The sequence below is a fragment of the Bradyrhizobium sp. MI1.11 genome, from assembly GCF_055811255.1.
Window position 1 is genome coordinate 56,523 of the sequence record NZ_JBVVPM010000016.1, and the last position, 13,930, is coordinate 70,452.

At 60.3% G+C, this 13,930-nt stretch carries 10 protein-coding genes and 3 pseudogenes; 4 read left to right on the forward strand and 9 right to left on the reverse strand.

The window, feature by feature from the left end:
- Window positions 1-157: 157 nt before the first annotated feature.
- The gene (locus AC0L30_RS17805; protein ID WP_009859402.1) at window positions 158-595 is read left to right on the forward strand and encodes a hypothetical protein; all 438 of its coding nucleotides are present in this window, start codon (window positions 158-160) and stop codon (window positions 593-595) included.
- Window positions 596-701: 106 nt separating this feature from the next.
- On the opposite strand, the pseudogene AC0L30_RS17810 reads toward AC0L30_RS17805, so the two are convergent.
- A pseudogene (locus AC0L30_RS17810) lies at window positions 702-1,543 on the reverse strand (transposase).
- Between the two features lie 207 nt (window positions 1,544-1,750).
- Here AC0L30_RS17810 and AC0L30_RS17815 point away from each other — a divergent pair.
- On the forward strand, window positions 1,751-2,152 hold the full coding sequence (locus tag AC0L30_RS17815) for a hypothetical protein (protein WP_354202001.1): 402 nt from the start codon (window positions 1,751-1,753) through the stop codon (window positions 2,150-2,152).
- A gap of 930 nt (window positions 2,153-3,082) precedes the next feature.
- Here the strand turns inward: AC0L30_RS17815 and AC0L30_RS17820 are convergent.
- The 7 genes from AC0L30_RS17820 to AC0L30_RS17850 all read right to left on the reverse strand — a co-directional run bounded on the left by AC0L30_RS17820 (window position 3,083) and on the right by AC0L30_RS17850 (window position 10,320).
- Window positions 3,083-3,625 (reverse strand): cytochrome b, encoded by a 543-nt coding sequence (locus AC0L30_RS17820; RefSeq protein ID WP_354202044.1) that lies wholly within the window; start codon window positions 3,623-3,625, stop codon window positions 3,083-3,085.
- Between the two features lie 362 nt (window positions 3,626-3,987).
- Window positions 3,988-4,197, reverse strand: a complete 210-nt coding sequence (locus AC0L30_RS17825; RefSeq protein WP_473404830.1) for a hypothetical protein — start codon at window positions 4,195-4,197, stop codon at window positions 3,988-3,990.
- A gap of 1,674 nt (window positions 4,198-5,871) precedes the next feature.
- Window positions 5,872-6,906 (reverse strand): uroporphyrinogen decarboxylase, encoded by a 1,035-nt coding sequence (hemE, locus tag AC0L30_RS17830; protein ID WP_354201999.1) that lies wholly within the window; start codon window positions 6,904-6,906, stop codon window positions 5,872-5,874.
- A gap of 298 nt (window positions 6,907-7,204) precedes the next feature.
- Window positions 7,205-8,035: an FTR1 family iron permease gene (locus AC0L30_RS17835; RefSeq protein ID WP_009859410.1), complete on the reverse strand. Its 831-nt coding sequence runs from the start codon at window positions 8,033-8,035 to the stop codon at window positions 7,205-7,207.
- An 11-nt stretch (window positions 8,036-8,046) separates the two neighbouring features.
- Window positions 8,047-8,379 carry a cupredoxin domain-containing protein gene (locus AC0L30_RS17840; RefSeq protein WP_157158512.1) on the reverse strand — a complete coding sequence of 111 codons (333 nt, stop codon included), beginning with the start codon at window positions 8,377-8,379 and terminating at the stop codon, window positions 8,047-8,049.
- Between the two features lie 38 nt (window positions 8,380-8,417).
- Complete coding sequence (locus tag AC0L30_RS17845) at window positions 8,418-9,290, reverse strand: hypothetical protein (RefSeq protein WP_473404831.1); 873 nt, start codon at window positions 9,288-9,290, stop codon at window positions 8,418-8,420.
- 616 nt (window positions 9,291-9,906) lie between these two features.
- Window positions 9,907-10,320 (reverse strand): cupin domain-containing protein, encoded by a 414-nt coding sequence (locus tag AC0L30_RS17850; RefSeq protein ID WP_473404832.1) that lies wholly within the window; start codon window positions 10,318-10,320, stop codon window positions 9,907-9,909.
- 337 nt (window positions 10,321-10,657) lie between these two features.
- Between AC0L30_RS17850 and AC0L30_RS17855 the strand changes: the two are divergent.
- Window positions 10,658-11,023, forward strand: a pseudogene (locus AC0L30_RS17855) (hypothetical protein).
- Window positions 11,024-11,888: 865 nt separating this feature from the next.
- Here AC0L30_RS17855 and AC0L30_RS17860 read toward each other — a convergent pair.
- Window positions 11,889-12,743 carry an SDR family NAD(P)-dependent oxidoreductase gene (locus AC0L30_RS17860; protein WP_473404833.1) on the reverse strand — a complete coding sequence of 285 codons (855 nt, stop codon included), beginning with the start codon at window positions 12,741-12,743 and terminating at the stop codon, window positions 11,889-11,891.
- A 288-nt stretch (window positions 12,744-13,031) separates the two neighbouring features.
- Between AC0L30_RS17860 and AC0L30_RS17865 the strand changes: the two are divergent.
- Window positions 13,032-13,740: pseudogene (locus tag AC0L30_RS17865) on the forward strand (ABC transporter substrate-binding protein); the annotation flags it as partial.
- Window positions 13,741-13,930 lie beyond the last annotated feature (190 nt).

Sequence of the window (13,930 nt, forward strand, 5' to 3'; positions counted from 1 at the left end):
GATAACGATCCGACATTTCTAACCTCGCGCGGACGGGAATACGCTCTTTATACGCCTTATCGATATTTGGTGGCAGCACGGGTCGCCCAGATCACAAGCCCCTATTTTCGATGTCCCGACAACTCGATCTAGCAGCCCAGCATGCAGGAGTTCCGCCATGTCATTCCGCTTCATCACAAAATCTATCCGCACGTACCTAATCGACTGTCCTGTCGCCGTCGTTTTAATTGTTGCGCCATTCCTGCTCAAGCTAGGCAAGAGCAGTCCCGTCGCGCTGTGGCTTTCGGTGGTGACCCGCGTCTCACTGCTGCTGTCGGCATTCACGGACCACTCGACGGCGCTCGTCCGAGTCCTCCGTGCCTCGCTACAATGGGTGGACCGCGCATTGGGTGTGATCTCCATCAATGCCCCCTCCGCTTTCCATGTCACTGGGCCAGACGCCGGCTATTTCTGGGTTTTCGCCGCAGCAGTCTTGCTGACGACCTCAGCTCTCAACGCGCCCGAGGTGAGCGCCGCCCAGAGAGCGAACCTCAACATGCGGACCCGCAGGCGGGGATCGGTTCGTCTTACCGGGTCAAAAGAGCAAACCCAATGACAGACTATGCTCGATGTTCTGTGCTGGGGGGCAAGCTACTTGCGGAGCTCGAACTGCCGCGATCGGCGGGATGACAGACTGTCGCGCGGGCTACGCCAGCAGGCGCTCAAGATGCAAGAGTGGCGCTGTGGTGCCGTAGATGCTCGCGTTCGAGATCAACGATTCGCGGCTCAACATCCGGCACTGTGGCCGCTGTTTGAGCGGTTATTCGGCGATGCGCAGCAGTTTGGAAGCAATAACCCCCGTTGGAGACCCCACACACCTTCTTTAATGTTGATCGAAACCCGTGCTGCAAATCGATTGGTGTGGTCCCGGCATCCCTATCCAGCACGGCGAGCCCTTCGAAGTGGAAATACGATCCGCTACGATGCCGCGCAACGCAATGTGCCCATTGCGTCCCGTGGTGTGGTTTAGCTGGCGGCGGATCACCGCGTTTCCGGCGAGAGCCGGGCAGGTCAGCTGGCGAGAGCCGTGAGGCTGACGCTCGAATCATCGCGCAACGGCGACTGCTTCCATTGTCATAACGGGCACAGTGAACCGCCCATTCTTCGTTTTGTTCGAGCAGGATCGCGCCGATGAGGCGAACGACGGCGTTCTCGTTGGGGAAGATGCCGGCCACCTCGGTGCGCCGCTTGATCACGCCGTTGAGGCCTCAATCGGGTTGGTGGAGTGCAGCTTGGTCCGGTGCTGCGGCGGGAGGTCGTGTAGGCGAGCACGTCGGTCTCCGCCGCCTCGAAAAGGCGCAAGCTTCGGCAGCTTGTGGCGGAACTGATCGGCGACCTCGCGCCACTGCATCTTGGCAGCCTCGGCATCGTCCCGGGCAAACAGTTTGGAAGGTGGAGACGACGCGCCGTCCGGTCTTGCGGCATGCGCCAATGCATCGCGCATGAAGTCGAAACAGCAGCGCTGCCAGCCGGATTTAAGCAGATTTGCGACGGTGGCCTTCATGCCCTCGTGGGCATCGGACACACGAACTGAACGCCTCTGGCGGCGTGCCCCGAGCGAGTGGAATGGAAACCATAACGACCAGGCACTTCTAATGCTTGGCGTACTGTCATAGGTTTCCTGTGTGTCTAACGGGCTGACCCTTGACGATTGTGCAGAGTGCTTGCTGGCATACGGCGGCACGAGCAGCAAAGCACGTAGGAGTCACTGATGTCGTTCCGCTTCATAACCAAATCTGTCCACGCTTACCTGATCGACTATCCCGCCGCGATCGTCCTGATCGCAGCGCCATTCGTGCTGAACCTGGGCCAGAGCGAACCACTCGCGATGTGGCTTTCCGTTGTCGTAGGTGTTGCCGCGCTGCTCTTGGCCGCTGCAACCGACCATCCCACCGGTCTCGTCCGTATCATCCCCTACTGGCTGCACCTTCGGCTCGATCGCGCCCTTGGGGTGGTGTTTGTGATCCTACCCTTTGCCCTCAAATTCGGTTGGCTCGACGCGTCGTATTACTGGATCCTCGCTGCCGCTGTCCTGCTCACGACGTCAATCTTTGACGCGCCTGAAGAGCCGGTCGTGAGGCGTCCGGGATTGCACACGCGCACAGCGGGTTAGGCATGAGGCCCCCCGCGCCGTGCAGCAAACCTTGCGCCGCGTTTGAATGCAAGTCCCGGGATGCTGCAGCAGCGCCGGCTTGCTAAGCGTCGAGCTATTCAGCCACGTGAAGGCATGCATCGACCACAACCCCGTCGCCCGAGCGCCTCCTCCGGAAAGGCGGCCGGCTCAAGCGTGGCCGATCGTCGGGGTGGGTCGCGGTCTTCCCGCCCAGAAGATGTTCCAGGAGTTCAGGTTGCGGCTCTTTGTGAATTTTCCTCACGTCGGAGGCTATGCATCTCCGTTTCGAGTCTGCCTTCTCGCTCGTCGAAGCGACCGATGAACCGCCGTAAATCGGGCCGGCATCGGAGTAACGAGCGAGTTTAAGACAAGGTATGAGGGCCCTCGCACTTTGGCAGTTCGGGACTTTTTCTAGATGACAATAAACGGCAGCCGAAGCGTTTTACCCTCATTGTCACCGGCTCAGCTCTCTTCGGCGCCGATGTTCATTTTACTCTCCGTCACTGCTAGGTTCAATCACCAGATCGCGATTGAAGATCACGTTGACTCTGCTGTCGGGTCTGGCTCAGAAAATTTTCCGTACCCGATCGAAGCGCCTGGACGACGGCCTGTTATACGCGCCAGCGCTGAGCTCTGACCCAGCGCCCAGGACCGTAGGCAACAGCCCTGCCCTTACAATTCGAAGCCGATTTAGTCCTCAAGACCAGAGTGACGGCCGAGTCGGCGCCCTCCTGTCGCTCCGAAAAGATCGCGCGACCGTTTGACGTTATTAGCCGCGTCCACACCCGCAGCACGCGTCACTGCTCGAATGTGACCGTGGTAGGTTCCGTCAAACGCATTCGCTCTCGATCTAGCTGCGGGCGGTAGGGGTTTCAAAATGATCTCTCTACTTGCGCGGCCATGGCTTGATCTAAGCGGCAAGACAATCATTCATGCGCCCGGAGTCATCGATTGAAGAACGTCGTCGCGCAAATAGAAGTGGTGGAAGAGAGCCGCGGCTGTATGCACAGCGGCAATCCAGAGGATGGCGTTGCCGAGGGTGGTGTGTATTTTCATGATCAGCTGCCCAAGTCCATGCGCCTTCGCGATCAGGGGGGCGATGTCGAATCCGGGAAGGGTGACGGGAATCCCCTCCAGCCAAGTGCCGAGCACCGCGGTTGCCGGAATTGCGATGAGGAGCGCGTAAAGCGCGAAGTGAACGAGCTTTGCGGCCGCAGCCATCCATGGCAACATCGGCTGCTTCGCGGGCGTAGTCTCGATCAAGCGCCATAGCAGCCGCAGCACGACGACAATGAACAGGACAACCCCAAGCGCCTCATGAACCCTGCGGAGCCCGTCCGCGGCCGCGGCATAGAGCGAATAGCCGTCGCCGGTGCTCAGCACATAAGCGGCGAGAACTAGCATGACGGTCAGCCAATGCAGGACTTTGGCCCCGGCGCCGTGGCGAGAGGAATTGCTGCGCAAGCCGATCACCTCGCTCCGATCCCGCCACACGGTTGGTGAACCGTCGCGGCGTCTAGCCAGAGATTTGGGCAGTGGTAAGCCGGCCGGTTGCCCCGGCGATCAACTTTACCTCCGGCCCATTGCCCAGGGGCGCAAAATGGGGCGTCTGAGCCTCTGGTGATATTTAACCCAGACTGCAAGCGGGAGATGATCATCGCCAGGGCCGCGGAGATTGGAGGGGAGGTCGTAAAAAAAGAACCGCCGATTAGCTTCGTTCCGTCGTGCTCACAACTGGCGTGATAAGCGCACAGCGTAGTTGTCTTCGCTCCGCATTGACGGAAAGCATGTTCGCCGGATTCTCGGAGGACGGCCAGCGAACGCCGCCTTCTAATCTAAGCGCCCCTGCCATCCCGTCTTCCAGTTACGCAGCGCCATGCGGCCAAGCGCTCGGCCGGATGCTGATTCATCCAGTCGGCGAGCTGCGGCGCGCCCATCAGGCAGGACTGCATCGAGACCTCGGCGAAGTCCGAGTTGGTGACAATTTGCTCGTGGCAATTTGCCGGAGAGGAAAGACTGCAGAGCACGGCGATGATCTTGATCATGATAACTCGCCCTCGTCACCAGGGGTGCCGCCTACTTGGTGACTTGTCAGTGCCTTGTCCTGCCGCTCCGGCGGGAAGATACTGTCGTGGATCGCGCGAGCCTCCCGAATCGGGCGAACTCGCTCGCGCTCAGATTGTGGGACAAACGCAATGACTTCGCCCATATTCCCTCCGAAAAGCTGCCTCGTGAATCAGCTTCGCTATGATATGACCATACTCATTTCATTCAGATCTACCATCTGAGCTCCAACTTTGAAGCCGTGCGGGCGGTTCAATAAAACTGCTCGTGACCGGGGTCGCGCGCCGGACGTTCGAAAGATCGCCTCGATTTCTTCCGAAGACGAGCGACGAAGCAGCCCGTCAGGTCATGCACGCCACTCACCTCAGTTGTTGGCAACCGATCGAGCCGATGCCGTTGGGTTGATCGAGACGCGAACGTTTTCATCCTGCGACTGGTAGTCGTCGGCAAGGGACTTGAGCCGGGCCGCAATCACAGAGTCAATCACCGCTTGAGCCGTGCGGAGCAAAGTCCGCCCTGCTTCCAAGCACACAGTGCCGCATTGCGAGCTCCGGAGCGTCATGATGGCCCCGGCCGTTTCTCTGGCAGTTGGTTGAAGGCGATCGGGAGCCAGCTTACCCAGTCGCGGTCACTTTCCCTGCGAGCTCTGAAGCGATCGACGCATTTCTTGGAACATAGCCCGGTTCGCCACGAATAGTGTCGGACGAGACCAAACTTGCCGTCACAAACTGCGCATCGCGCGGCTCTGCCAGACTTAGGAGTTTCGGAGCAATAGGGCATCGCAGTCTCCTTCTGGTTTTAGTACAGTTGTTCCTCGATCCTCTTTTTTCCTCATCGCACTTCATAAACTCGTGTGCGCTCCAACACATGCAGCCTAAGACCATCGGGGCCAGCAGCTCAATCGGACATAGGTAATCATCGGACACCAATAAGGGGGCACGGAACGATACGAAGGTTTATGGTGTTCGTCTTTGAGTCGACGGCTCCACTTTGCTCGATTCGCGCTGAAAAACTGCGACGGCCGGAAGGAGGTTTGTTCGGCTCCCGATCTCAGTCAGGTGGACAGCGAGTTCGGCGGCGCGCTCGTAGCAACCCGTTGGTTTACAGTTCGACTGCGAGCTGGGCCACCAACCGGCCGCAGCGGGGCGTTCTATCCCGCGGGGCGCCCGCTTGTCAGCGGAGGAACGCACTCGATCGCCTAGAGCGTGGCGGGTCGCTCGAAGCATCCGAGCACGAAAAGATTTTCTGGTCGGAAGCGCGCATGCACCCGAGAATATCCTTGAGCACCTTGAACCGAGAGGATGCGGAACGTTGATCGAATAACCGCCGAGCTCAGCGGAGCTGGTTCGTTACACACACAATTGTTGCCTATGCGGTTACGCTCGCGGCGAGTTCATTGGTCACTGTGGGTCTTAGGGCCATGCCAGACGAAATCCTACAATGCTTTCTACCTTGCATGGCGTTGGTTTCGCGTTCGTTTCGGTGAAGGCAGTCGGTTTCCACGGCATCATGGTTCAAGACGCGCCGTAAGGCGGCGCTCCTCACCATGAGGGTCTTGTGTTTCAGCGCCCTTTTCTCCGCAAAACAAGTCCTCATCTGAGGAGCTCGCCTCAAGCGGGCGTCTCGAAGGACGCTCCGCAAGGAAGAATCTCTCTTCAGCCCCGCACGCGCCTCAGCATCTGCTCCACGTGGGCGATCGGCGTCTCCGGCTGGATGCCGTGGCCGAGATTGAAGATGAAGCGGCCTTGCGCAAAAGTCGCCATCACATTGTCGACCGCGCGGTCGAGCGCTGTGCCGCCCGTGATCAGCACCAGCGGATCGAGATTGCCCTGCACGGCGACGCGTGATTGCACGCGCTCACGGATGAAGGCCGGCTCCGCGGTCCAGTCGATGCTGACGGCGTTGACGCCGGTGGCTTCGACGTAACCAGGCAATTGCGCGCCAGCGCCACGCGGGAAGCCGATGATCTTTGCGTCCGGCACCTTGGCGCGCACGCCTTCGATGATGCGCCGCGTCGGTTCGACCGACCAGCGCGCGAATTCGGCGGGTGGCAGCACGCCGGCCCAGGTGTCGAAGATCTGCAACACATCGGCGCCTGCGGCGAGCTGCGCCAGCAGATACTCGATCGAATTGTCGACCAGCACGTCGATGATTTTCGCAAAGGCCTCCGGATGCCGGTAGGCCATCATCCGCGCCGGCGCCTGGTCGGGCGTGCCGTGGCCCGCGACCATGTAGGTCGCCACCGTCCAAGGGGCGCCGCAGAAGCCGATCAGTGCAATCTTGGGATCGAGCGCCCCGCGCACGATGCTGAGCGCCTCGAACACCGGCGCGAGCTTGCCGAAGTCGGCCTGCGTGGCGAGCGTTCCGACCTTCGCCGGATCATCCAGCGGCTCGAGCCGCGGGCCTTCGCCGACCTCGAACCGCACCGAGCGGCCGAGCGTGTAGGGGATCACCAGAATGTCGGAGAAGATGATCGCCGCATCGAAGCCGAACCGGCGGATCGGTTGCAGCGTGACTTCGGCGGCCAGCTCCGGATTGAAGCAGAGATCGAGGAAGCCGCCGGCCTTGGCGCGGATCTCGCGATATTCCGGCAGGTAACGGCCGGCCTGCCGCATCATCCAGACCGGCGGGATAGCCTGTCGCTCGCCGGAGAGCACGTCGCTGAAAGGCTTGGTCGGAGATTGGGGCACGAACCGTCCTGTTGCAGATTGAGGTTCCTGATACACCGGCGAGGGCCCGAGCGGAAAAGGGGAACGAGCGGTGCGACTATGCCGGGCTTCAACTCGGCTCAGCTTGCCACGTTGAAGAGTAACTCCTTGGACCTTCCAGAACTTCCCTCGCCCGCTTCATGGAATGTCGTGGGTGGCTGGGTAAACGTCATCCACGCGCCTATGTAGCCGTTGCGGCCTCCAGAAACACGTTAACTTCCAGTTATCCGCGCGCGAAGCTACATTGTAAGCGCCGGGCCCTGAACCCATCTCACGTTCATTAGGCTGGTGCGATAGCGTTCTCACCGCGCACCCGCGAGGTCAGCCGCATCAGAAGACCAGTAACCGCGATAACTACAAGGTAGACGATGAGCTGCATTTGCGTCGGTTGATCACTATAGCCGATCAGCGTGTGCAAGGCGCGGCCAGGAATGCTGGCTTCGGATAAGAACCAGCCCGAGTCCCACACGACGCTGTCGAGCGACGTTAGCCAGTTCGCCCGCTCCAGGAAGGCGACGGCCTGCGCCGCCAAACCCGCCGCCAGGAGGGTGATCAAAACAGTCGTCGTTGCGAACAACGCGCGCGGTGGAATCCGCACCAGGCCCAAATAGGTCAGCAGGCAAACCGCGACCCCGAGCAACAGGCCGAGGCAGCCGCCGAAGGTAAGGCCCAGGGCCGAGCCGCCTTCGGAGGTCCCGACCCCATAGAGAAACAGCGCGACCTCGCTGCCTTCGCGCAGCACCGCGACGCCGACCACAACCGCCAGTGCCCCTAGCGGCTTGCTGCCCTCGGCCACCGCGTGGCCAACCGCGCGCATTTCGAGGGCAATCTCGCGGCCATGGCTCGCCATCCACACATTGTGCCAGGTCAACATCACGACGGCGATTCCGAGGATGGCGGCGTTGAACAGTTCCTGTCCCATGCCTGCGAACAGCTGCGATAAGCCGCCGGCAAATGCCGCGACAAGACAAGCTCCCCCGATTCCCGCTAGCACGCCGCCGACAATCCAGCGACCGCGGTGGACGACATCACGCGTGACCGCGAGCACGATGCCGACGATGAGGCCAGCCTCGAAAACCTCGCGGAAAACGATTATGAGCGCGGCGAGCACGAGACGTGGGCCTATTCGACGACAAGAACGCCACGCGCGCTCTCGTTAAAATCGTCGTAGAACTCATAGCGTCCTGGCTTCAGAGGGCGGACGTTGATAACACCTTGGCTTTTGGCGGCTACGACCTTTTCCACTCTTAGTGAGGTGCTTTCAAACTCCATCGCCTTGCCCTCGAGATTCCTGATCCGGAATAGGACAGGCTTGTCTGCTGGGGCACGCACCTCGCGGGGCTGAAACTGCCCGTTGGAGTAGGAGATCTGGATTTCGGTCGCCTGCTGCGCCGATGCTGTAGAGAACGGCAGCATAGCCGTACAGAGCGTTGCGAAGACCAGCTTCCTGCTCATGGTCAAAACGTACATTCTGAGCCCTGGATTTGAGGGAATTAGAACTCGACGGCGAATTTGAGTTTGGCGCGATTCCGCTGGAATTCGGCAAGATTGAGCGAGAACGGACTGCTGACTTCGCGACCCCATACTTGCGTATTCCACGCCGCTGTCATGAACATCTTTGGCGTAAACCGCACGAAGAGCGTCGGACCGAGCATCACGGCATCACCCGTAAAGGCCGAGAGCGCGAAGTCGTCATAATGACGCAGATACCAGACTTCCGCTCCGATGAGGACGTTCGGCGTGAGGCGGAACGACAGCGCGGCGGAGCCGCCGAGCTTCGTTTCTCGGATGGTCTCGTCAAGCAGGGTGTGGGTGTATTCAGGCTCATACAGGAGATTGAAGCCGGCGAAGAGCCGGTTTCTGACCAGCTCGAGGTCAGCATTCAGAGTGGTCTCGAATTCGTAGTTGTGAACCCGCTCACCACTTGTCTCATCGACTAGTCGAACCGTCGGTTCGAATGCAAGCGTCACCGACAGCGGGTTGTTCGACGTCCGCTCAAGCGCAAGGTAGCGGAATTCACCAAACCCGCCGCTGAACGCAACTTGGCGACGGTCGTCGAGATCAGTAGCATTCCGGATGTCATGGGTCGATCCAAGCGCCCCAAATTCGATTTGCACAAATTGAGACGGGGTGAATTCGAACTCGTACTTCGTCTCCGTCGCACTGTAGCGTCCGCCGCGCTTGCCAAACCGGCCGATCGTGTCGGTCGTGAACTCCTTTTCGCCTTCAATCCCGATACCTGAGCCGGTGGTAAATCCGAAAATGTATTTTGTCTCGATCTCGCGCCATGAGCTTGCATCCGAGCTGGCGGGGCCGCCAGCGCGCGCAAATCCGCTGAGACCAATCAGTACAATGAACGCGCCCATTAGCGCGCTCGAATGCCGTACACGTCCAATTGTTTGGCGCATTCCGTCGGCCCTAGCCTATTCGGCTGCATTGATTAGCGGATTACAGCACTCGATCCAAAGAGATTCCCGTCCCGCTAATTTGGAATGCTTCAAAAGCGGGCGTCAACACGCTAAGCCGGTGTGCGATGGATAAGAAAGGTTCCGGCCAAGCATGGAGTTCCGCGCGACGAATGAGAAATGACGTCACGGTGAAGTTGATAACCCCGCGTTATGATGCCCGTAGGCATCTGAACTCCGCTCCGCGTTGTCTATGCGAACCGGCGCAGTCCCACTGCATCGTCCTCTGCTATTCCGACAATTGGCGGCTATCGGCTTTTTCTTGGGTGTTTGGCGACGCTGCCACGAATATGCAAGACACCAGCGGCGCGACCGACTTGTCGGTCCCCCCGTGTGTACTCTTCGGCCAGCGGGATTCTTGCAGACGACCAGGCGCATTAGCGCATTTCACCGCTCCGCGCGCTAGTTGGTTTGAACCGGGAGACCGCTGGCGCACTCGGCCGGCGCGGGTCGCGCGCGGCCTGTCGCCGGGCCGAGCGGGCGCACGGCCGCGGGCTCCGCGCGGCCGGTCCCCGCCCTAGGGGAACGTCAGGCCGAAAGCAGCCGGATCGAGCTGCTCGCCTTTGCGAGGGACCAAGAAGCGCTCCAGCCCACCCGGCACGAAGCTGAGCAGCAGGATGGCCTGATCGCCGACCACCTCTATTGTATGCGGCACACCGCGGGGAAGAGCCGCGTAGGCGCCCTGCCCCACCTCAATGCGGGCATCGCCGACTCGCGCGATCAGCTGCCCCTCCACAACGAAGAGCAGCTCGTCCTCGTGCGAGTGGGTGTGCAGCGGCGGCTCCTCCCCGGCCCGCACCGTCCACAGGATGGTGCCATATTCGCCTCCAGTCTGGCTGCTCTCCACCTTGATCTCGTGCGTTGAGCCCCCGCTCGACGTCACCGTCTCACCGCCGTGGGGCGGCGTAAGAACCGGCTGCTTCACTGCCATTTGTAGCCTCCTGATTGTGGACCCTTTGCTCGGGTCTCGGAGTGGCGACGTAAGTTGCCGCTCACACTCGTCAGCATGAGATTGCGCGCGGCGTATGGGAAATGACGTCACGCCATGAAGTCGATAGCCGCGCGTTATAGTGGCCGGGAGCACGTGAACGTCTCTTCGCGGTCGCGGAGAGTTCCGTTTCAGGGATTGATTGTGGATCCCCTGCGGCACCCAGTTTGGTCTGCAAGATCCTCGAAGCCGCAAAGACCCGGCGAACGACACCGGACAAGCTGCGGGAGACCGGCCGAAAAGCCCTGACACACGTGGCCTTGATCGGGCGAGGTGCGGGTTGAACTTGCAGGTGACGGTGTTGAAGATCTTGGTGAGCTACCCGGACAGGTTCGCTGTGGTGGCGGACCTCAACCGCATGTGGCGATCCTCGCCACCAGCGGACGGAGTGGGCCGAGCGCACCAAGCGACTGGCCGCGCGCGTGCCCGGACTGGACATCTTTTCGGACGGCCTCGTTGAGCGTCAAAATGGCGCTTAGAGGGTCACTGCCAAAGGGCGAGCCGTGCTCGACGCATGGAGGCGCACCGAAGCCAAGACCCTGCGATTGAGAAGGACCCAACAGAAACGGCTGGCGCGCCGGTGCCTGCGTTGCCGCAGCCGATAGAGCGAGCGAAGCGCCGACGCGAACGTCGCCAGCGTCGCTGAGAAGCCCGTGAACGCGCGAGGGCGCATGCATCATAAACGTGGGGGCGGCGCTCAAATTGTCGATTCCGTCACACTCCGCTCAACCGTCAGTCTGCCGAGCGGCTATTTTTCCCAACTGTTCTGGGAAACGCATCCGTCTCTCCTCGTGGAATGCGCGATCCGTGGCCGGCTAACTCGCCCGAAATCCATTGTATCAGACGAATCTTGAGCAGTTCGTGACTAGAATCCCCTTGCAATGGGTCGCGGTCGTGATCTCCCTCCGGTCGGGCGTGGCGCCGAAGAGCTGGTCGCCGAGCCCGATGTGCCAGCTGGTCTGCTGACTGGGGTTATCGCTGTACTGATCCAGCCAAGGATCACGTTCAGCGAGGGCTAGTTCGTGCGCCTCTCGGTCAGTCAGCGCCTTGGGTCCGGCGCTCAGATTAGCCCAGCGGACCTCAAGTCCAGGGAGCGCCTTGAGCCGACGGAACGCTGGTGAGTCAAAGCAGGCGGCTGATAGCCCCGCTGGCTCATCAACGAAGTAGTAGCACGCGCCAACGGCATGGGCAGACCATCAAATTGGCGCCGACATGGATCAACAGGCGATCGGCGCTAAGTCCCACCGTCCGCCGCCCGCATGCGGCACCGCCACGAGCACAAGGAGACCTAAATGCTGTATTCGTCTTTCAACAGATCGGCGCTGCCGCGGCTCGATTGACTTGATCGGGATCAAGCAGCATTAGGGTGGGCATGTCAGACAATCCCGGGATCCACCGTTGATCTCGACAGCTGGCATGATCTTCGTCGCCTCATCTTCCGGAAACAGACTTCCACGGCGCTCCGCGCTCAGGTCGGCAGGGAGCCACCAGGCTGTGAGCAGATGCGAGAGCTAGTGTCGCGGCGTTCGTCCGCGTATACGGTCGAAGCCCTGCTTGATCGCTGCGAAGCGGTCGTCGATGAACGATTCGTGCTCGGTATCCGTGAAAATGTAGGGCCAGTCGTTTTCGATGGCCTCGCGAACCAGTTCGCCCACATACAGCGGATCAATGCCGTGGTTGATCCGTTCCTGTAATGCTTTGATGAAGTTGGCGCGGGGTCCTTCTGTCGGCGGAGGGGGGCCGACAGCCAAAGCAAATCGCTGCGGCACGTTGCGCCGAGAGTTCATGATCTGCGTGCGGATGACGCCCGGACACAGAACGGAGACCCCAATCTTCCTCGGCGCGAGCACGTTACGCATCCCCTCGGACAGCGCCACCACTCCATATTTGCTCACATCGTACGCCAAACTTGGTCCCGCAATCAGCCCGGCGACGGAGGCCGTGGAGACAACCTGTCCTCCTTCGCCGTGCGCTTCGATCAGCGGACCGAAAATCTCGAAGCCCCAGATCACCGACATCAGGTTGACGCCGAGGACCCAGTTCCAGCCTGCATCAGTCCACTCACCATAGGTGCCGCCGCCGCCCACGCCCGCATTGTTGACCAATATGTGGATTCTGCCGTACCGGGCGACGGTCGCGTCCGCTGCCGCCTGAAGTTCGCCTTTGAGCGAGACGTCGGCGTTCACGCCGTCGACATCGACGTCGGTCCGTGTCTTCAGGTCCGCGACCGCTTTTTTCAGCGCCTCTTGTTCGATATCGCAGAGCATAACCTTCACCCCGGCCTGTGACAGCGCGGTCGCGATCCCCAGTCCGACCCCCGAGGCAGCGCCTGTCACGAATGCGGTCTGTCCAGCCAAGTCTCTCATGCGCTTTCCACCTTGCTTTCACTCAACAAATTCACCCGCCAGGCCGCGCCGCAGAGTGGCACAATGAACGCGGCGTGGTCTAATGTTCCGCGCCCCCGCGCCAAGCCTAGAAATAACCGGTCGCGAGTTTCAAACTAGCACATTGGAAACCACTGGATAACGAGGGTCAGGGTCGGCTTTTGGAAGCGCTGGCTCCACAATAACGATAGACACATTCATTGGTTCATAAGGAGAAGCGAGACGTCCTTCGTCGCACGACGATTGGCGGCGTTTTCGACCGCCATTATAATGCTTGCTGCCAGCGGAGGCAGCGTATTTGCCAGAAGAAATACGATGCCGGCGCAACCGACACCGAAATCAAGATCGGCAACATCACCTCTACAGCGGCGTCGGCTTACGGTACTACAGGCAAGACCGAGGCCGCCTACTTTCGCGAGATCAACTGCGAAGGCGGCATCAACGGCCGCAAAATCAACTTCATTTCCTATGACGACGGTTACAGTCCACTAAAAGCGGTCGAGCGGGCGCGCAGACTGGTTGAGAGCGAAGAGGTTTTCCTCATCTTCGGTGCGCTTGGCACGCCGTCCAACACCGCCACACAGAAATACATGAACGCGAAAAAGGTGCCGCAACTGTTCGTGCAGACCGGCGCGACCAAATGGAATAATCCGCAGAACTTCCCGTGCACTTTAGGTTAGTCGCCCAACTATCAAAACGAGGCGCGGATCTAGGCGAGGTATATTTTGAAGGAAAAGCCGAACGCCTAGTCGCCGTTCTCTACCAGAACGACGACTACGGCAAGGATTACCTCAAACGCCTGAAGGATGGCCTCGGCGCCAAGGCTGCGTCGATGATCGTTGCCGAAGACGCCTATGAGGTGGCCGAGCCGACCATCGACTCGCACGCGGTCAAGATGAAGTCGCTCAATGCCGACGTATTCGTTGACATCGCCACGCCAAAGTTCACGGCGCAAGCCATCAGGAAGGCGGCTGAGATCAGCTGCGTTGGAACTCCTGGGGCCCTGCGACGCACTCGCCTCTGCCGAGGCCAGTGCGCACGCCGGCATCGGAAGGACTTCCTTTCCAAGGTCGGTGAGCTGCGTCAGCTGGCGCTCGCGGTACAGCAACGGGTCGCCGAGTTCCAGCTCGCGCCGGGCAAATCGCTCGTAATCGTGCTAAACGAACAAG